Genomic DNA, 15,984 nt, shown 5'->3' on the forward strand with positions numbered 1-15,984 from the left:
TTATGGTGCTTCGTGTTTCCAGAAGCGTGCGGTTTTCCCCCGGGATTGCCTAGGGAAAACCTGGCACGCTTATTGCTTCCCTCTTTTATGCCAGTCGAGCGGCAAAGCCCTCGACCCTTTTATCTAATGGAGATGACATGGCAAGCCCGAAAGACGTCCTGAAACAGATCGCCGATAACGAAGTCAAATTCGTGGATTTCCGCTTTACCGATACGGTTGGCCGTGAGCACCACGTTTCCGTGCCCACCTCCGCCATCGACGAAGACAAGCTGGAAAGCGGCCAGGCTTTCGACGGTTCGTCGATCCCGGGTTGGAAGGGCATTGAAGCGTCCGACATGCTGCTCATCCCCGACTGCTCGACCGCCAACCTGGATCCGTTCCGCGAAGAGCCCACCCTGATCCTGTCGTGCGACGTCGTTGAACCGTCCGACCTGAAGGGCTATGACCGCGACCCGCGTTCGCTGGCCAAGCGCGCCGAAGCCTACCTGAAGTCCTCCGGCCTGGGCGACACCGCCTACTTCGGTCCGGAACCCGAATTCTTCGTGTTCGACGGCGTGACCTGGAACACCGACATGTCGGGCACGTTCGTCAAGATCAAGTCCGAAGAAGCCTCGTGGTCGACCGGCCTGGAATTCGAAGGCGGCAACACCGGCCATCGTCCCGCGGTCAAGGGCGGCTACTTCCCCGTGCCCCCGGTTGATTCGTTCCAGGACATGCGTTCGGAAATGTGCCTGCTGATGGAACAAATGGGCGTGCCGGTTGAAGTGCACCACCATGAAGTGGCCGGCGCCGGCCAGCTGGAAATCGGCACCAAGTTCAGCACGCTGGTTCAGCGCGCCGACTGGACCCAGATCGTCAAGTACGTGGTGCACAACGTGGCCCACGCCTACGGCAAGACCGCCACGTTCATGCCCAAGCCCGTCGTCGGCGACAACGGTTCCGGCATGCACGTGCACCAATCCATCTGGAAGGATGGCCAGAACCTGTTCGCGGGTAACGGCTACGCCGGCCTGTCGGAATTCGCGCTGTACTACATCGGCGGCATCATCAAGCACGCCCGCGCCCTGAACGCCATCACCAACCCGGGCACCAACTCGTACAAGCGTCTGGTTCCGCACTACGAAGCCCCGGTCAAGCTGGCTTACTCGGCCCGCAACCGTTCGGCCTCGATCCGCATTCCGTACGTCGGCAACCCGAAGGGCCGCCGCGTTGAAGCGCGTTTCCCGGACCCCCTGGCCAACCCGTACCTGGCTTTCTCGGCCCTGATGATGGCCGGCCTGGACGGCGTGCAGAACAAGATCCACCCGGGCGATCCGGCCGACAAGAACCTGTACGACCTGCCGCCGGAAGAAGACGCAAAGATCCCGACCGTGTGCTCCTCGCTGGAACAAGCGCTGGAAGCCCTGGACGCCGATCGCGAATTCCTGACCCGTGGTGGCGTGTTCAGCAACGACATGCTCAACGCCTACATCGATCTGAAGATGGCCGATGTGAATCGTCTGCGCATGACGACCCACCCGGTCGAATTCGACATGTACTACAGCCTCTGATCGTTTAGAGGCTGTGGCGGGGGGAGCGCGATGATGGTGGCAGCAACCAGGGCCCACACATCGCGCACCACCAGGTCGCGGCTCGACGGTTTGTTCGCCAGGCACCACGCCTGGCGGGCAGGGCGCCGGGTTCCGGCGCCGCCGTCGCGGGCGCGTTCCGCTTTTCCCCTGTCATTCGGGTACGTTGAAAAATGAATGTAGAAGCTCTCGACCTGCTTGCCACGTCCGTTTTCCTGGTCAACGAGCGCGGCCACATTGAATACGCCAACGCCGCCGCCGAAGATCTGTTCGGCCGTTCGCGCAAGCAACTCTGCGGGCACTCCGCCGCCACGCTGTTCGACACCCCAGAAAATATCCAGTCCTCCATCGATCGTGCCGCCGCCGGCCGGTACGCCGACGTCAGGCAATTGGCCTCGTTGCGGCGCGCCGCCGAATCCGTCGAAGTCGCGGTCACCACGGTGGGGCTGACGGGCCAACGCTGGCCGGTATTGATCGAAACGCGCGAGATCGAACAGCGTGTGCTGGCTGACCGCAACCATCGGCTGGTGGATGAAATCGAAGCGCACCGCGAGCTGTTGCGCAATCTGGCCCATGAAGTGAAGAACCCCTTGGGCGGTTTGCGCGGCGCCGCGCAATTGCTCGAAGCCGAGCTGCCCAGCGCGGCGCTGGCTGAATACACCCAAGTCATTATTTCCGAAGCCGACCGCCTGCAGGCGCTGGTGGACCGCTTGAGCGGCCCGCAACGTGTGCCGCTGAATGCGCGGCCGGTGAATATCCATGAAATCTGCGAGCGTGTCTGCGCGCTGATCCAGGCTGAGTTCCGCAACGATGTCACCATCCTGCGCGACTACGACGCCTCGGTGCCAGATTTGAAGGGCGATGCCGCCCGTCTGATGCAGGCGGTGCTGAACGTAGCGCGCAACGCAGCGCAGGAACTGGTTGCGCGGCCGCAAGGCCCGCAGACGGAACCCGGCGTGGTGACGCTGCGCACTCGCGTGGCTCGCCAGGTCATGCTGGCCCATCGGCAACACCGGCTGGCGCTGGTGCTGTCCATCATCGACAACGGTCCCGGCGTGCCGGACCACATCCGCGACCGCATTTTTCACCCGCTGGTCACGGCCAGGGCCGGCGGTACCGGGCTGGGCTTGAGCCTGGCTCAGGACTTCGTGCAGCAGCACGGCGGCATCATCGAATTTGAATCCCGACCCGGGCGTACCGAGTTTCGCCTGGTCCTACCGATGGAGCCCGCACACTGATGAAACCCGTATGGATCGTCGACGACGACCAGGCCATCCGCTGGGTCCTCGAAAAGGCCCTGGCCCGCGCTGGTGTCCCCACCCGTAGTTTTTCCCAATCGGCCGACGTGCTGGAAGCGCTGTCGCGCGAAACGCCCGTCGCCTTGGTGTCCGATATCCGCATGCCAGGCGGCAATGGCTTGGAGCTGTTGCGCCAGTTGAAAGAACGCCATCCCGGCTTGCCGGTCATTGTGATGACCGCGTTTGCCGACCTGGACAGCACCGTGTCCGCCTTCCAGGGTGGCGCGTTTGATTACCTGGCCAAGCCGTTCGACGTGAACGAAGCGGTGGCGCTGATCCAGCGGGCCATGCAGGAATCCGCGCAGCCCGAAAGCCCGGAAGGGCAGGGCGAGGGCGCGCAGAACAACGAGCGCTGGATGATGACGCAGTCGTCTTCCACCGCCATGCAGGAAGTGTTTCGCGCCATTGGCCGGCTGGCGCAGTCCAAGGTCACGGTGTTGATCACGGGCGAATCGGGCACGGGCAAGGAATTGGTGGCGCGTGCGCTGCATGGCCACGGTGTGCGCGCCAGCGGGCCCTTTGTGGCCTTGAACGCGGCGGCCATCCCGCGTGACCTGCTTGAAGCCGAATTGTTCGGGCACGAACGCGGCGCGTTTACGGGCGCCAATAATTTGCGTCGTGGCCGCTTCGAGGAAGCGCACGGCGGCACGCTGTTCCTGGACGAAATCGGCGACATGCCGATTGAACTTCAAACCCGCTTGCTGCGTGTGCTGGCCGAAGGCAGCTTCTATCGCGTGGGCGGCGCGCAGCCGGTGCGCGTGGACGTGCGTATCGTGGCGGCCACTCACCAGCCGCTGGAGCAGCGTGTTGAGCAGGGCTTGTTCCGCGAAGACTTGTTCCATCGCCTGAACGTGATCCGGCTGCGTCTGCCGCCTTTGCGCGAGCGCGTGGAAGACATTCCCGCGCTGGCCCAGCACTTTCTGACCGCCAGCGCTCGCACGCTGGGGGTGCCGGTCAAACGCTTGACGCCGGATGCGCTGGCCGTGCTGACCAAGTTCGACTTTCCGGGCAACGTGCGGCAGTTGGAGAACTTCTGCCACTGGCTGACGGTAATGGCGCCCGGCCAGACCGTGGACCGGGCTGACCTGCCGCCGGAAATCCGCGCGCTGGAGCACCAGCAACAACAGCCCGCGTCGGCGCCGTTGCGTCCGGCCGCACCGATTTCAGGCATCGGCACGGTGGTGCAGGCAGGGCAGGCCGCCGATGATGGCGCGCCGCGCAATTGGCAAGATTCCCTGTTGCGCGATGCGCAATACCGGCTGGAACGCGGCGAACCCGCGGTAATGGCCACGCTGACCCGTCAGTTTGAGAAGATCCTGCTGCAAAGCGCCCTGGACGCCAGCCGCGGCCGCCGCGTGGAAGCGGCATCAAGATTGGGGATCGGGCGAAACACCATCACGCGAAAATTGCGTGAATTGGGGATTGAGGACGAGTGATGGTCTGATGGGTTGCGCGCGATCGGCGTCCAGGTTCTTCTGAACGGCATGGCGCGCTCCACCCATCCTACGCATCCGACGCACGGCACCTCGTAGGATGGGTGCAGCGCGCACCAACCGTCGCAAGAACACCGCCGTAATTCGCGCGAAACCCATCACCCCGTCCGTAGGATGGGTGCAGCGCGCACCAACCGTCGCAAGAACACCACCGCAATTCGCGCGAAACCCATCACCCCATCCCCAGCAAACTCTCACACAACCTGGGCGATTTCAGCTTCTGCAGCCACCATTTCAGCGCCTCCCCCGGTGCTTCGGCCCGCCAGGCGTAAGCCACGTGCTCCGTCAGAGACATCCCTTCATCCGTCTCACACACCACCAACAAACCCTGCGCCAGATACGGCGCGGCCATCGTCAATGGCAAATAACCGCACCCCAGCCCCCGCACCTGCGCGTCAATCTTTGCCTGCATTGACGGCATGACCAGCGTGGCCTGATCCGCCAGGATGCCGCGCGACTGCGGCGGCAGGTTCCGCGAAGTATCCGCCACCACCACCGCGCAATATTTCGTGATGTCCGCGCGGCTCAGGGGCTGCGGCAAGGACGCCAAAGGATGGTGCGCCGCCACGCAGAAACCAAACTGGGTCGTGCCGATGGCTTGCGATCGATACGGCCCGGTGGGCTCTGCATTGGCCCCCGCGCCGATGACCAGGTCCGCGCGGTTGGACGTCAACGCATCCCAGTTGCCACTTAGCACTTCGCTCGAAAATCGCAGCGTCGTTGCGCTTTCCAACGTCTGGAATTCAGCGATCAGGTCATACAGCGGCCGCCACGGCAACACCGCGCTGACCGCAATGCGCAGTTCCACCTCCCACCCCGTGGCAATTCGCTTGACGCGGCAAGCCAAGTCATCCAACGATTGCAGCACATGCCGTCCGTCCTTCAGCAGCGCCTCGCCCGCTGGCGTCAGTAACGCGCGATGCCCGGAGCGGTCGAACAGCAACACGTCCAGCCCATCTTCCAGCTTGCGTATCGAATAAGTAACCGCAGAGGGCACTTTGCCCAATTCCCGGGCTGCTTTGGCAAAGCTGCCGTGGCGGGCGATGGCGTCTACCAGGATGAGCAATTCAGGCGTAATGGGCTGCATATCGGGTCGGAAGTGGATATTCAAAAAATTTGAATGAACTCGTCAAAATATAGCGCCAAAGCGCCTATGTGGCGCGCGCAGAATATCACTCATGCCAGGGGTGCAGCGAAATGGCAACGAAGCAAGGCTAGTGCCGCACCTCGATAATCATTCATATTATTGAAACAGGAGTCCGCAATGCTTACGATTCGCCGCGCTAACGAACGGGGTCACGCCAACCACGGATGGCTGGATTCGTTTCACACCTTTTCCTTCGCCAACTACTACGACCCGGCTCACATGGGCTTTGGCTCGCTGCGCGTCATCAACGACGATCGTATCGCCGCCGGACGCGGTTTTGGCACCCACGGCCATCGCGACATGGAGATCATTACCTATGTGCTGGACGGCGCCATCGCCCACAAGGACAGCATGGGCAGCGGCTCGACCATCAAGCCGGGCAATGTGCAGCGGATGAGCGCGGGACGCGGCGTGATGCACTCCGAGTTCAACCCGCTGCCCGACACCGAAACGCACATGCTGCAAATCTGGATCGAGCCCGATGTGACCGGTATTGCGCCGGAATACGAAGAGCGCGAATTCAGCGATGCAGAAAAGCGTGGCCGTCTGCAAGCGCTGGTGTCGCCTGATGGCGAAGGCGGTTCGATGAAGATCCATCAAGACGCGCGGCTTTACGGCGGCCTGTTTGATGGAGAAGAATCCGCCACGCTTGAACTGGCGACGGGTCGGCGGGCCTGGGTTCATGTGGCGCGCGGCACGCTGACCGTCAACGGTGTTGAGCTGTCGGGCGGCGATGCCGTGGCGATCACGGATGAAACCCGTGTCGAACTGTCTGCCGGCAAGAAGGCCGAAGTGCTGGTGTTTGACCTGGCGTAAGCCACGAGGGCCGGGCGGGAAGGGTTTCCGCCCGGCTTGTTATTGACGAGGCCAACGGGCCTTAAGATGGCCGCTGGCCTTCTTTCTACGATGGCCACTGGCCAATTCATGCGGAGTTCTACACCATGTCCACCTTGTCCGAAGCAGGCGAAAGCCAGATCGAAACCATCGTCGTGCCGCGCACCAGCGACCTGGGCGGTTTTTCCGTCCGGCGCGCCATTCCGTCGGCGCAGCGCCGCACGGTTGGGCCGTTCGTGTTCCTGGACCACATGGGACCTGCCGATTTCGATGTGGGCGCCGGCATTGACGTGCGACCGCACCCGCATATCGGCCTGTCCACGGTGACCTATCTGTATGAAGGGTCGATGGTGCATCGCGACGGTGCTGGCCATACTCAGACCATTCTTCCGGGCGAAGTGAACTGGATGACGGCGGGGCGCGGCATCGTGCACTCGGAGCGTTCGTCCCCCGAAGCCCGCCTGTCGCCGCAACGCCTCTGTGGCCTGCAAATTTGGGTGGGCCTGCCCACCAAGTACGAAGAAACGGACCCCGGCTTCACACACTACGGGTTGGACGCGCAGCCGGTGATTGAAGGCGAGGGCGTGCGTGCCCAGGTTGTGGCAGGCTCGCTGTTCGGCAAGACGTCGTCCGTGAAGACGCTGTCGCCGCTCTTCTATGGCGACCTGCAATTGCAAGCCGGCGCCACCACGGTGCTGCCGGCGGAATACGAAGAACGTGCCGCCTACCTGGCGCAAGGCAGGGTGGAAGTCGACGGCCAAGTCTTTGAAAGCGGACGCCTGGTTGTCTTCGCACCCGGCCGCCCCGTGCAGATTCGCGCCATTACCGCCGCCCGTTTTGCCGTCATCGGCGGCGAGCCCCTGGACGGCCCGCGCTACGTCTGGTGGAACTTCGTGTCCAGCAGCAAGGACCGCATCGAACAAGCCAAGCAGGACTGGCAGCGCACGCGATTTGATCAGGTCGTGCCGGGCGACGAAACGGAATTCATCCCGCTGCCCGAACCGCGCGTCTAGTTATCGGCGGCGCATCGCGTAATGTTCAGCGCCCGCGGGCGAAAGCCTGCTCGCGCTGTTCTTCCAAGGCTTCGCGGCGGATGAAGTCGCGCACGAAGTCGTTGCTGGGGCGATGGTGCAGGTTGTAGGGGGTGTCCCACTGCGCGATGCTGCCCTGGCTCATCACCCCGATGCGGTCCGCGATGGCAAACGCTTCGGCCTGGTTGTGCGTGACGAGCATGGCGGTATGGCCCGTGGTCTTGAGGATGTCACGTACCTCGAACGCCAGGCGCTCGCGGGTATCCACGTCCAGATTGGAAAACGGTTCGTCCAGCAGCAGCAGGTCGGGTGAGGGCGCCAGCGCCCGTGCCAGCGCCACGCGCTGCTGCTGTCCGCCTGAGATCTCGTGCGGATAGCTGTTGGCTGCATGGGCCAGGCCCACCAGCGTCAGCATTTCTTCAACGCGGCGCGCGCGCTCGATGCGCGGCAGCTTGCGCAGGCCGAAAGCGACGTTCAGCGCCACCGTCAGGTGCGGGAACAGGGCGTAATCCTGAAACATCATGCCGACGCGGCGGTGTTCGGGCGCGACCTGCTCGGTGGGCGACGAGATCACCGTGCCGTCCAGCAGGATGCGGCCAGCGCGCACGGGCTCAAAGCCGGCAATGGCGCGCAGCACGGTTGTCTTGCCGCAGCCGGATTCACCCAGCAAGCAGCCGATATGGCCCACGGGCAGGCCCAGCGACAAGTCCTGCACAACGGGCTTCAAGCCCTTGGGCGTGTCGTAAGCCAGGGAAAGATGTTCAATTTCTAAGAGATCGGGCACGATGATCAATGTCCCATTTTCAGATTGGTGCGCGCCAGCAGGATGACGGGCAGAAGGCCGGCCAGCACGATCGCCAGCGCTGCGACGGCGCCTTCCTCGTACGTGCCGCGGGCGGCTTCAGCGTACAGCCAGGTTGCCAGCGTGTCGAAATTCATGGGGCGCAGCAGCAGGGTGGCGGGCAGTTCCTTCATGGCGTCAACGAACACCAGCAAGGCACTGGCCGCCAGCGCGGGCCGCAGCAAGGGCAGGTGGACGCGGCGCAAAGTGCCGCCCGCGCTTTCGCCCAACAGGCGCGACGCTTGTTCAAGCGAAGGCGGAATGCGCGCAAGCCCGGCTTCCAGCGCGCCGGTGGAAATAGCCAAAAAGCGAATCACGTAGGCGCACACCAGCGCCGCCATGGACCCCATCAGGAACAGGCCGGTGCCGCCAAAGACCTTGGCGACCGCCGTATCGATCCACACAAAAGGCGTCAGCAGTCCGATCGCCAGCACGGTGCCGGGCACCGCGTAGCCCAGGCTTGCAACACGCGCGCAGGCTCGGCCAGGGTTGAAGCTTGCGCTCTCGCGCAAGGTGCGGCCGGCCCACGCCACGATCAAGCCGCAAAGCAGCGTGACGATGGTGGCGCTGAACGCCACGATCAGCGTGTTGCTCAGGCCGTTGATCAGTTGCTCGGACACGCCGCCCACCAGATGCAGGCGCTTGTAGGTTTCCACCACCAGATACAAGGCGGGCGCCACAAAGCCCAGCATGACGGGAATCCAGCCCAGCACGGCGGCAACGGCGGCGGCCGGGCCCCGTAGGCGGCGCGCCTGCATCGGCCGCATGCGCTGCGTGTTGGCATAGCGCTGGCGCTTGCGGCCGTGGCGTTCGAGCAGGATCAGCCCAATCACGATGGCCAGCATCGTCAGCGCAATCTGCGCGGCACCCGCCAGGTCGGACCGCGTGACCCAGGTGGTGTAGACCGACACTGTCAAGGTCTGAACACCCAGGAATTCAGAGGCGCCGATGTCGTTCAAGGTTTCCAGCAGCGCCAGGCTGACGCCCACCACGATGGCGGGGCGCGCCAACGGCAGGGCTACCCGGCAAAACACGGCCACGCGGCCCGCGCCCAAGGTGCGCGCGGCTTCCAGCAGGCTGGCCGCCTGCGTCATGAACATCACGCGGGTACTCAGGTAAACGTAGGGATACAACACAAAGCCCAGCACGAAGATGGCGCCGTATATCGAGCGCAGGTCCGGCAAGCGGAACTGGCGCGGGCTGTCGTAGCCCAGCAGGGTGCGGATGGCCGTCTGGATGGGGCCGATGGGGTGCAGCAGGTCCAGGTAGGCAAAGGCGATGATGTACGTGGGTACGGCCAGCGGCAGCAGCAGCGCCCAGGTCAGGATGCGGCGCGTGGGAAAGTCGTAAGCGGTCACCAGCCAGGCGGCGCCCGTGCCCAGCAGTGTGACGACCACGCCCACGCCTGCCAGCAGCATCGCGGTGTTGGCAAGCGCTTGCGGCAGCACGTAGCTGGCCAGGTGCTGCCAATGCGCCAGGTCACCCCCCAACGCCCACCAGCCCAGCGTCAGCACGGGGGCCAGCACGGCCAGGGCGATCAGCCCGGCGCCCGCCAGCCAGCCTGCGCCGCGTTCTGTCCAGCGCAGGCGCATTGGCCGGGGCAAAGGCCGGGGCAAAGATTCAGTGTGCATACTTCAAAGTTGATGGCATCAATGGCAAGGCCTGTTCCCTTCAAAAAAGGGAACAGGCCCAATACTGTCAGACGGCCGCATCACGCCATAAGCGCCATGCGGCTATCGGGGATCAGTTGTCGAAGCCGACCTTGTCAACCAGTTCGCTGGCTTGTTTGCGATGCTTGGCGATTTCGGTCAGGGGCAGCGGATCAACCTTCAATTCACCAAAGCTGGCAATAACCGGGTCCAGCTTCACGCCCTTGCGCACGGGGTATTCGTAGTTGGCCTGGGCATACAGCGCCTGGGCGGGTTCCGACACCAGGAAGTCCAGCAGCTTGATGGCGTTTTCCTTGTGCGGCGCGTGCGCGGCGACGGCTGCGCCGCTGACGTTCACGTGCGTACCACCACTTTTCTCGTTGGCGAACGTCGGGCGGATGACTTTGATGGCATCGCCCCATTTACGTGCGTCGGTGCCGGGTTGGGCGTTCTTCATGTGGCCCACGTAGTAGGCGTTGGCCAGGCCGATGTCGCAAATGCCGCCCAGGATGTCGCGCGCCACGTCGCGGTCACCGCCCGCGGCCTTGCGCGCCAGGTTGGCCTTCACGCCGCGCAGCCATTTCTCGGTGGCTTCCGCGCCGTCATGCGCAATCATGGACGCGATCATGGCGGTGTTGTAGGGGTGCTGGCCGGAACGGATGCAGACCTTGCCTTTCCACTTCGGGTCGGCCAGGTCTTCGTAGCGGAAGGATTCCAGCTTCAGGTCCTTTTCCACATACAGCACGCGGTCGCGCAGCGACAGGGCGTACCACTTGCCGTCAGCGCCGCGCAGGTTGGCGGGAATCACCGATTCCAGGGTCTGCGACTTGATCGATTGCGTCACGCCGCCGTCAACCAGGTCCAGCAGGTTACCGATGTCCACGGTCATCAGCACGTCGGCGGGCGACTTGGCGCCTTCGGCCTTGACGCGCTCCAGCAGGCCGTCCTTGACGAAAACAGTGTTGACCTTGATACCGCTTTCTTTCGTGAAGGCGTCCAGCAACGGCTGGATCAGCTTGGGTTCCCGAGTGGTGTACAGGCTGACTTCTTCGGCGGCATTGGCCGAAACGGTGAACGCGGCGGCGCCTGCCAGCGCGAGGGCGCGCAGCAGCGAATTCAATTGGGGACGCTTGGTCATGTCGGGAACTCCGGCTAGGGCTGCAAGGGAAGCGCCGGGCAAAAACCGGGCATTCCGCTGCTTAAAACAGTCTGCTAACGAAAATGATTATCAACTGAGAACGCGACGATAACAGGAAGCAAAGACGCGTTCAACTTTTCGTAAGCGGTGGCCGTTCCAGCCTTGATCCCTATCAATACGGCATAAGCGTATTACGGAATAATGAGACAAGTTCCCAACAAGACCTGTAGAATAGGGACAACCCTAATAAGCGAATTTGACATGGCTGCTTTCAACACAGAGCGCGTACTTAGCGTGCACCACTGGAACGACACCCTGTTCTCCTTCACCACGACTCGTGACGCGGCCTTGCGGTTCCACAACGGCCACTTCGTCATGATCGGCCTGGAAGTCGAAGGCAAACCGCTCTTGCGGGCCTACAGCATCGCCAGCGCCAACTACGAAGAAAACCTCGAATTCCTCAGCATCAAGGTGCAGAACGGCCCGTTGACGTCGCGGCTGCAGCACCTGAAAGAGGGCGACACCATTCTGGTCAGCCGCAAGCCGGTTGGCACCTTGGTCGTTGATGACCTGAAGCCCGGCAAGCATCTGTTCCTGTTCGGTACGGGCACGGGCCTGGCGCCCTTCATGAGCATCATCAAAGACCCGGACATCTACGAACGTTTCGACAAGGTCATTCTGGTGCATGGCGTGCGTTGGGTCAGCGAATTGGCCTACGCCGACTTCATCGAGAAAGAACTGCCGAACAATGAGTTCTTCGGTGACGTCGTTCGCGACAAGCTTGTGTACTACCCCACCGTTACGCGTGAGCCGTTCCGCAACCAGGGCCGCATCACCGAACTGATGGAAAACGGCAAGCTGTGCGACGACATCGGCATTCCGCAAATCAACCCGGAAACCGACCGCGCCATGATCTGCGGCAGCCCGCATATGCTGGCCGACATCAGCGCCATGCTCGACAAGCGCGGCTTCACCGTGTCGCCGGGCGTAGGTCAGCCGGGCGACTACGTGGTTGAGCGCGCGTTTGTTGATAAATAATCGATAAATACGCCGCCAACATCTTGAAGCAAAAAACCCATCGCATGCGATGGGTTTTTTGCTGTGTGGCAAGTCATGGGCCATGGCGGTCAAAATGCGCCGCCATCATTCGGGCTTGATACCCGCCTTCTTGATGATTTCGCCCCACTTCTTTGATTCGGCTTGCTGGAACTTGGCCAATTCGTCCGGCGTGGAGCTGGCGGCGTCGGTGCCGGTCTGGGCATAGAACTGCTGGGCCGGCTTGGCCTTGGTGGCGTTGACCAGCAGTTCGTTCAGGCGCTTGACCACGTCAGGCGGTGTGCCGGCCGGCGCGTAGGCCGCGAACCAGTAGCCCATTTCATAGCCGGGTACTCCTGCTTCGGCAATCGTCGGCACGTCCGGGGCCAACGGCGAGCGCGCCGTGCCCGTCACGCCCAGGGCGCGCAGCTTGCCGGATTTGACTTGCGGCAGGCCGGTGGCCGTGTCGGTAATCATCATGTCGATCTGGCCGCCCAGCAGATCAGTGACTGCCAGCGGATTGCTCTTGTACGGCACGTGCAGCAGTTGCACGCCGGCCATCTGCTGCAAGAGTTCACCCGCGATGCGGCTGCTGGAACTGCCGCTGCCAAAGCTCAGCTTGCCCGGCTGTTTCTTGGCTTGCGCCAGGAATTCCCCCACGGTCTTGGCAGGCGAACTGGGGTTCACCACCATGATCTGGCCGCCTTTGCCTAGCAGCGTGATCGGCGCAAAGTCCTTCACCGGGTGATAAGTCAGCGATTTGTACAGGTGCTCATTCGCGGCGTGGGTAGTGTTGGTGGTGATCAACACCGTATAGCCATCCGGTGTGGCCCGCGCACCGGCGGCGGCGCCGATCATCGCGCTGGCGCCCGGCTTGTTTTCAATGACCACGGCCTGGCCGGTTTGCTCGGTGACGCCCTGGCCGATAGCGCGGCCGATCTGGTCGGTAGCGCTGCCGGCTGCAAACGGCACGATGAAGGTAATGGGCTTGGTGGGGAACGATTGAGCCAGGGCGGTCAAGGGCAGGGCCGCGGCCAGCAACAGGGCCAGGCGGCCCTTGGACGAAATACGCATGTTGTGTCTCCTGTGGTGTTTTTTTATAGGGGGTGAAAAAAATCAGGCGGCCGCGGGACGGTCGCCGGGTACATCTGGCAGCCGGCGCGCCAGTTCAGCACTGACCTCCACCGTCAGGTCCAGCAATCTGAAAGACAGGCTTTTGCCGTGCGTGTCGAGGTTCAGCGCGTCATTCACGCCGCCGTCCAGCACGCCGTCCAGCACAAAGTTCATGGCATGTAGAGTGGGGATCAAATAACGCGTGACGCGCGCGGGATGGCGGTACGCGAACCAGTCGGCCACGCGCGCCTCGGTCACTTGCGCCACCAGTACCTCGTAGCATTCGGGGTCCCAGGCAATCAGGCTCAAGTTGGAAATATTGCCTTTGTCGCCGGAACGGCTGTGGGCCAGGCGGTATAGCGGCACGGCCTGCGGGTTTGACGAGTGGGTCATGGCGCGATGGCCTCCAGGAAACTCCAGCCGCTGTGTACAGCGTCGCGGGGGATGGTGCATGACACCATGTTCAGCCGGGGGCGCAGCGCCGTGCGTACGCCGCCGCCGCCCGCGGGGCCGCAGGTGTAAAGCGCTGTCACTTCGCGCAGGATGCGCTCGGCCTGGGCACGGTCGGCGTGTTCGCCCGCCAGGCGCAGGCGTACGTCGCGCGCATGGGAATCGGGCAGCGCGCGGCGCAATTCGCCGGCGTCGTCGCCCAGGATGCTGATGGCGCCGATCAGATCGGCGCGCAAAGTGAATTCGGATCCCAGCCGCTTCTGCACGATGTCCGCGGCCAGGCGGGCACGCGCTTCGGCTTGTACGCCGGCGTAAGAGATCTCGGCTTCGGCCAGCCAGCCGCCGCGATAGCAGACGTTGACCTTCAATTCGGACGGCCGCGCGTGGCCGGTGATGCCGTGTACCGCAACGCGGTTGCCACCCAGTTCCACGACGCGCGCCTGGCTCAAGTCAGCCACCACATCGGGCGTGAGATAACGCGCGGGGTCGTGGACTTCATACAGAAGCTGTTCCTTCACCGTGCGGGCGTCCACCGCGCCGCCGGTGGCATCGGCCTTGCTGATGATGAATTCGCCGTCGGCATCAATCTGCGCAATGGGAAAACCCGCCGCATGCACGTCAGGCACCTCTTTCAATCCCGGTACGCAGAAATAGCCCCCGGTCACCTGCAAGCCGCATTCCAGCATGTGGCCGGCCATGGTGGCGCGGCCCAGGCGGTGCCAGTCTTCCGCGTCCCAGCCAAAATGAGCCATTGCCGGACCCAACGTGAGCGAAGGGTCGGCCACGCGGCCTGCCACCACCACCTGCGCGCCGGCCGCCAAGGCCTGCGCGATTTCCGTGGCGCCCAGATAGGCGGTGGCGCTGACCACATCGTGTCCGGTCAGCGCGTCGCCCAGGCGTTCTTGCAGCAGGGCGCGTTGTTCGGGTGTGTTCAGGGCATCGCCATGAATGACGGCAATGCGTGGCACGGGCAAGCCTTGTTCACGCGCGATGGCGGCAATGCGCCGGGCGGCGGCCAGCGGGTTGGCCGCGCCAAAGTTGCTGACGATGTTGATGCCGTGACGCAGGCAGTCCGCCAGCACCGGCGACACCAGCTCGTCCAGCAGCGGTTCATAGCCGCGATTGGGGTCGTCGTTGCGCGCCAATTGCGCCAGCGCCAGCGTGCGTTCGGCAAGCGTTTCGAAGATAAGCGTGCCGCCGCCCTGGGCGGCCAACGTGCGCACCACGGCGGCGGCGCCGTCGCTTCGGTCGCCAGAAAAGCCAGAGGCGCAGCCGATAAGCAGGGGAGATTGAGGCATGAGAGGTCCAGTCGGCCTTGCGGTTTCAGGCCACTATAGGCATACGCGGATCATCCGTAAAATAGAAAGATCGGATTAATTGATAGAGAAAAGCCATGAATCTATCCGCCAGGCAACTGCGCGCTTTTGTCGCGCTTGCCGACGAACGCCATTTCACGCGGGCGGCCCAGCGTTGCCATCTGACCCAGCCCGCGTTCAGCGCACTTATCCGTCAACTGGAAGACAGCGCGGGACTAAAGCTGTTTGATCGCAACACCCGGCACGTCGAGCTGACGGCCGAGGGCAGGGTATTGGATGCGTCCGCGCGCCGCCTGCTGGCGGACATGGACCTGGTCATGGAAGACATGCGCGACCACGCTGCCCGCCGCCGTGGACGTGTGGCGCTGGCCGCGCTGCCTTCGTTGGCGGCGGGCTGGTTGCCTGGCTTGCTGGCTCGCTTTGGCCAGGCGCATCCCGGCATTGTGGTGGATCTGCGCGACGCCTTGCTGGACCCGTGCCTGGACATGGTGCAAAGCGGACAAGTGGACTTCGCCGTGGCCTCGCGCCGCCCGGACATGACGGATCTGGACAGCGAATTCCTGCACGCCGACCGTTATTTCCTGGTGTGCCGCGCAGATCATCCTTTGGCGAAGCAGGCCAAGGTGCGCCTGCGGGACATCACCCGCTACCCCGTCATCCAGCTAGCGCGCGGCAGCAGTGTGCGCAAGCATCTGGACGAGGCTTTCGGCGCCGATGCGCCTTTGCCGGTGTTTGAGGTGGAGCATCTGGCCACCGTGACCGGGCTGGTGCGCGCCGGGTTGGGGGTGTCGGTTGTGCCCGCCATGACGCTTTTTCATTTCGCCAGCAACGACTTGCGCGTGGTGCCTTTGGCCGGACGCGCGCTGACCCGGCCGCTTTATCTGGTGCAGCGCAAAGGCCGCAGCTTGTCGGTGGCCGCGCAGGCGCTGGCTGACCTGTTGATCGCCCACCGGGGTGATATCGGCGGCGCCGGTCATCAGGCAGAGTCATGAAACAGGGATTCGATCCTCCCTGCGTCATCCGGCCACTTTCGCAAACGTCTATTGCTGGATAAACTTCAATAGTTGTAGC

Annotated in this window: 14 protein-coding genes; 7 read left to right on the forward strand and 7 right to left on the reverse strand. The window is 63.4% G+C overall.

Annotation, left to right across the window (positions count from 1 at the left end; translation table 11 throughout):
• The first annotated feature begins 137 nt into the window (after positions 1–137).
• The 3 genes from glnA to ntrC all read left to right on the forward strand — a co-directional run bounded on the left by glnA (position 138) and on the right by ntrC (position 4,302).
• Positions 138–1,550, forward strand: a complete 1,413-nt coding sequence (gene glnA, locus WBR68_RS20040; protein WP_230695059.1) for a type I glutamate--ammonia ligase — start codon at positions 138–140, stop codon at positions 1,548–1,550.
• A 191-nt stretch (positions 1,551–1,741) separates the two neighbouring features.
• On the forward strand, positions 1,742–2,806 hold the full coding sequence (gene glnL, locus WBR68_RS20045; RefSeq protein WP_046804936.1) for a nitrogen regulation protein NR(II): 1,065 nt from the start codon (positions 1,742–1,744) through the stop codon (positions 2,804–2,806).
• Positions 2,806–4,302, forward strand: coding sequence for a nitrogen regulation protein NR(I) (gene ntrC / locus WBR68_RS20050; RefSeq protein ID WP_050446876.1), 1,497 nt, complete (start codon positions 2,806–2,808; stop codon positions 4,300–4,302). The genes glnL and ntrC overlap by 1 nt, the downstream gene beginning before the upstream one ends.
• A 229-nt stretch (positions 4,303–4,531) precedes the next feature.
• Here ntrC and WBR68_RS20055 read toward each other — a convergent pair whose 3' ends face one another.
• The gene (locus WBR68_RS20055) at positions 4,532–5,446 is read right to left on the reverse strand and encodes a LysR family transcriptional regulator (protein WP_050446875.1); all 915 of its coding nucleotides are present in this window, start codon (positions 5,444–5,446) and stop codon (positions 4,532–4,534) included.
• Between the two features lie 177 nt (positions 5,447–5,623).
• Between WBR68_RS20055 and WBR68_RS20060 the strand changes: the two genes are divergently transcribed.
• Positions 5,624–6,322, forward strand: coding sequence for a pirin family protein (locus WBR68_RS20060; protein WP_127184667.1), 699 nt, complete (start codon positions 5,624–5,626; stop codon positions 6,320–6,322).
• 125 nt (positions 6,323–6,447) lie between these two features.
• On the forward strand, positions 6,448–7,353 hold the full coding sequence (locus WBR68_RS20065) for a pirin family protein (protein WP_050446873.1): 906 nt from the start codon (positions 6,448–6,450) through the stop codon (positions 7,351–7,353).
• 25 nt (positions 7,354–7,378) lie between these two features.
• Here WBR68_RS20065 and WBR68_RS20070 read toward each other — a convergent pair whose 3' ends face one another.
• The 3 genes from WBR68_RS20070 to WBR68_RS20080 form a co-directional block, all read right to left on the reverse strand.
• Positions 7,379–8,155, reverse strand: coding sequence for an ABC transporter ATP-binding protein (locus WBR68_RS20070; protein WP_230695060.1), 777 nt, complete (start codon positions 8,153–8,155; stop codon positions 7,379–7,381).
• Between the two features lie 5 nt (positions 8,156–8,160).
• Positions 8,161–9,843, reverse strand: coding sequence for an ABC transporter permease (locus tag WBR68_RS20075; protein WP_230695061.1), 1,683 nt, complete (start codon positions 9,841–9,843; stop codon positions 8,161–8,163).
• Positions 9,844–9,955: 112 nt separating this feature from the next.
• Positions 9,956–10,999, reverse strand: a complete 1,044-nt coding sequence (locus WBR68_RS20080; RefSeq protein ID WP_050446871.1) for a Fe(3+) ABC transporter substrate-binding protein — start codon at positions 10,997–10,999, stop codon at positions 9,956–9,958.
• A gap of 261 nt (positions 11,000–11,260) precedes the next feature.
• Here WBR68_RS20080 and WBR68_RS20085 point away from each other — a divergent pair, with 261 nt between their 5' ends.
• Positions 11,261–12,037, forward strand: a complete 777-nt coding sequence (locus tag WBR68_RS20085; RefSeq protein ID WP_050446870.1) for a ferredoxin--NADP reductase — start codon at positions 11,261–11,263, stop codon at positions 12,035–12,037.
• A 105-nt stretch (positions 12,038–12,142) separates the two neighbouring features.
• On the opposite strand, the gene WBR68_RS20090 is transcribed toward WBR68_RS20085, so the two are convergent.
• Genes WBR68_RS20090 through WBR68_RS20100 form a run of 3 tightly spaced genes read right to left on the reverse strand, consistent with a single transcriptional unit; the run spans position 12,143 to position 14,895 of the window.
• On the reverse strand, positions 12,143–13,108 hold the full coding sequence (locus WBR68_RS20090) for a Bug family tripartite tricarboxylate transporter substrate binding protein (RefSeq protein ID WP_050444662.1): 966 nt from the start codon (positions 13,106–13,108) through the stop codon (positions 12,143–12,145).
• 42 nt (positions 13,109–13,150) lie between these two features.
• Entirely contained in the window at positions 13,151–13,540 is a 390-nt protein-coding gene (locus WBR68_RS20095; RefSeq protein ID WP_050444663.1) for an AtuA-related protein, read from the reverse strand.
• The gene (locus WBR68_RS20100) at positions 13,537–14,895 is read right to left on the reverse strand and encodes an acyclic terpene utilization AtuA family protein (RefSeq protein ID WP_230695062.1); all 1,359 of its coding nucleotides are present in this window, start codon (positions 14,893–14,895) and stop codon (positions 13,537–13,539) included. The genes WBR68_RS20095 and WBR68_RS20100 overlap by 4 nt, the downstream gene beginning before the upstream one ends.
• A 95-nt stretch (positions 14,896–14,990) precedes the next feature.
• On the opposite strand from WBR68_RS20100, the gene WBR68_RS20105 reads away from it, so the two are divergent.
• Positions 14,991–15,905: a LysR family transcriptional regulator gene (locus tag WBR68_RS20105; RefSeq protein WP_050444665.1), complete on the forward strand. Its 915-nt coding sequence runs from the start codon at positions 14,991–14,993 to the stop codon at positions 15,903–15,905.
• Positions 15,906–15,984: the final 79 nt, after the last annotated feature.

Source organism: Achromobacter sp. JD-1 (assembly GCF_038594925.1).
Classification (GTDB): Bacteria; Pseudomonadota; Gammaproteobacteria; order Burkholderiales; family Burkholderiaceae_B; genus Achromobacter; species Achromobacter spanius_C.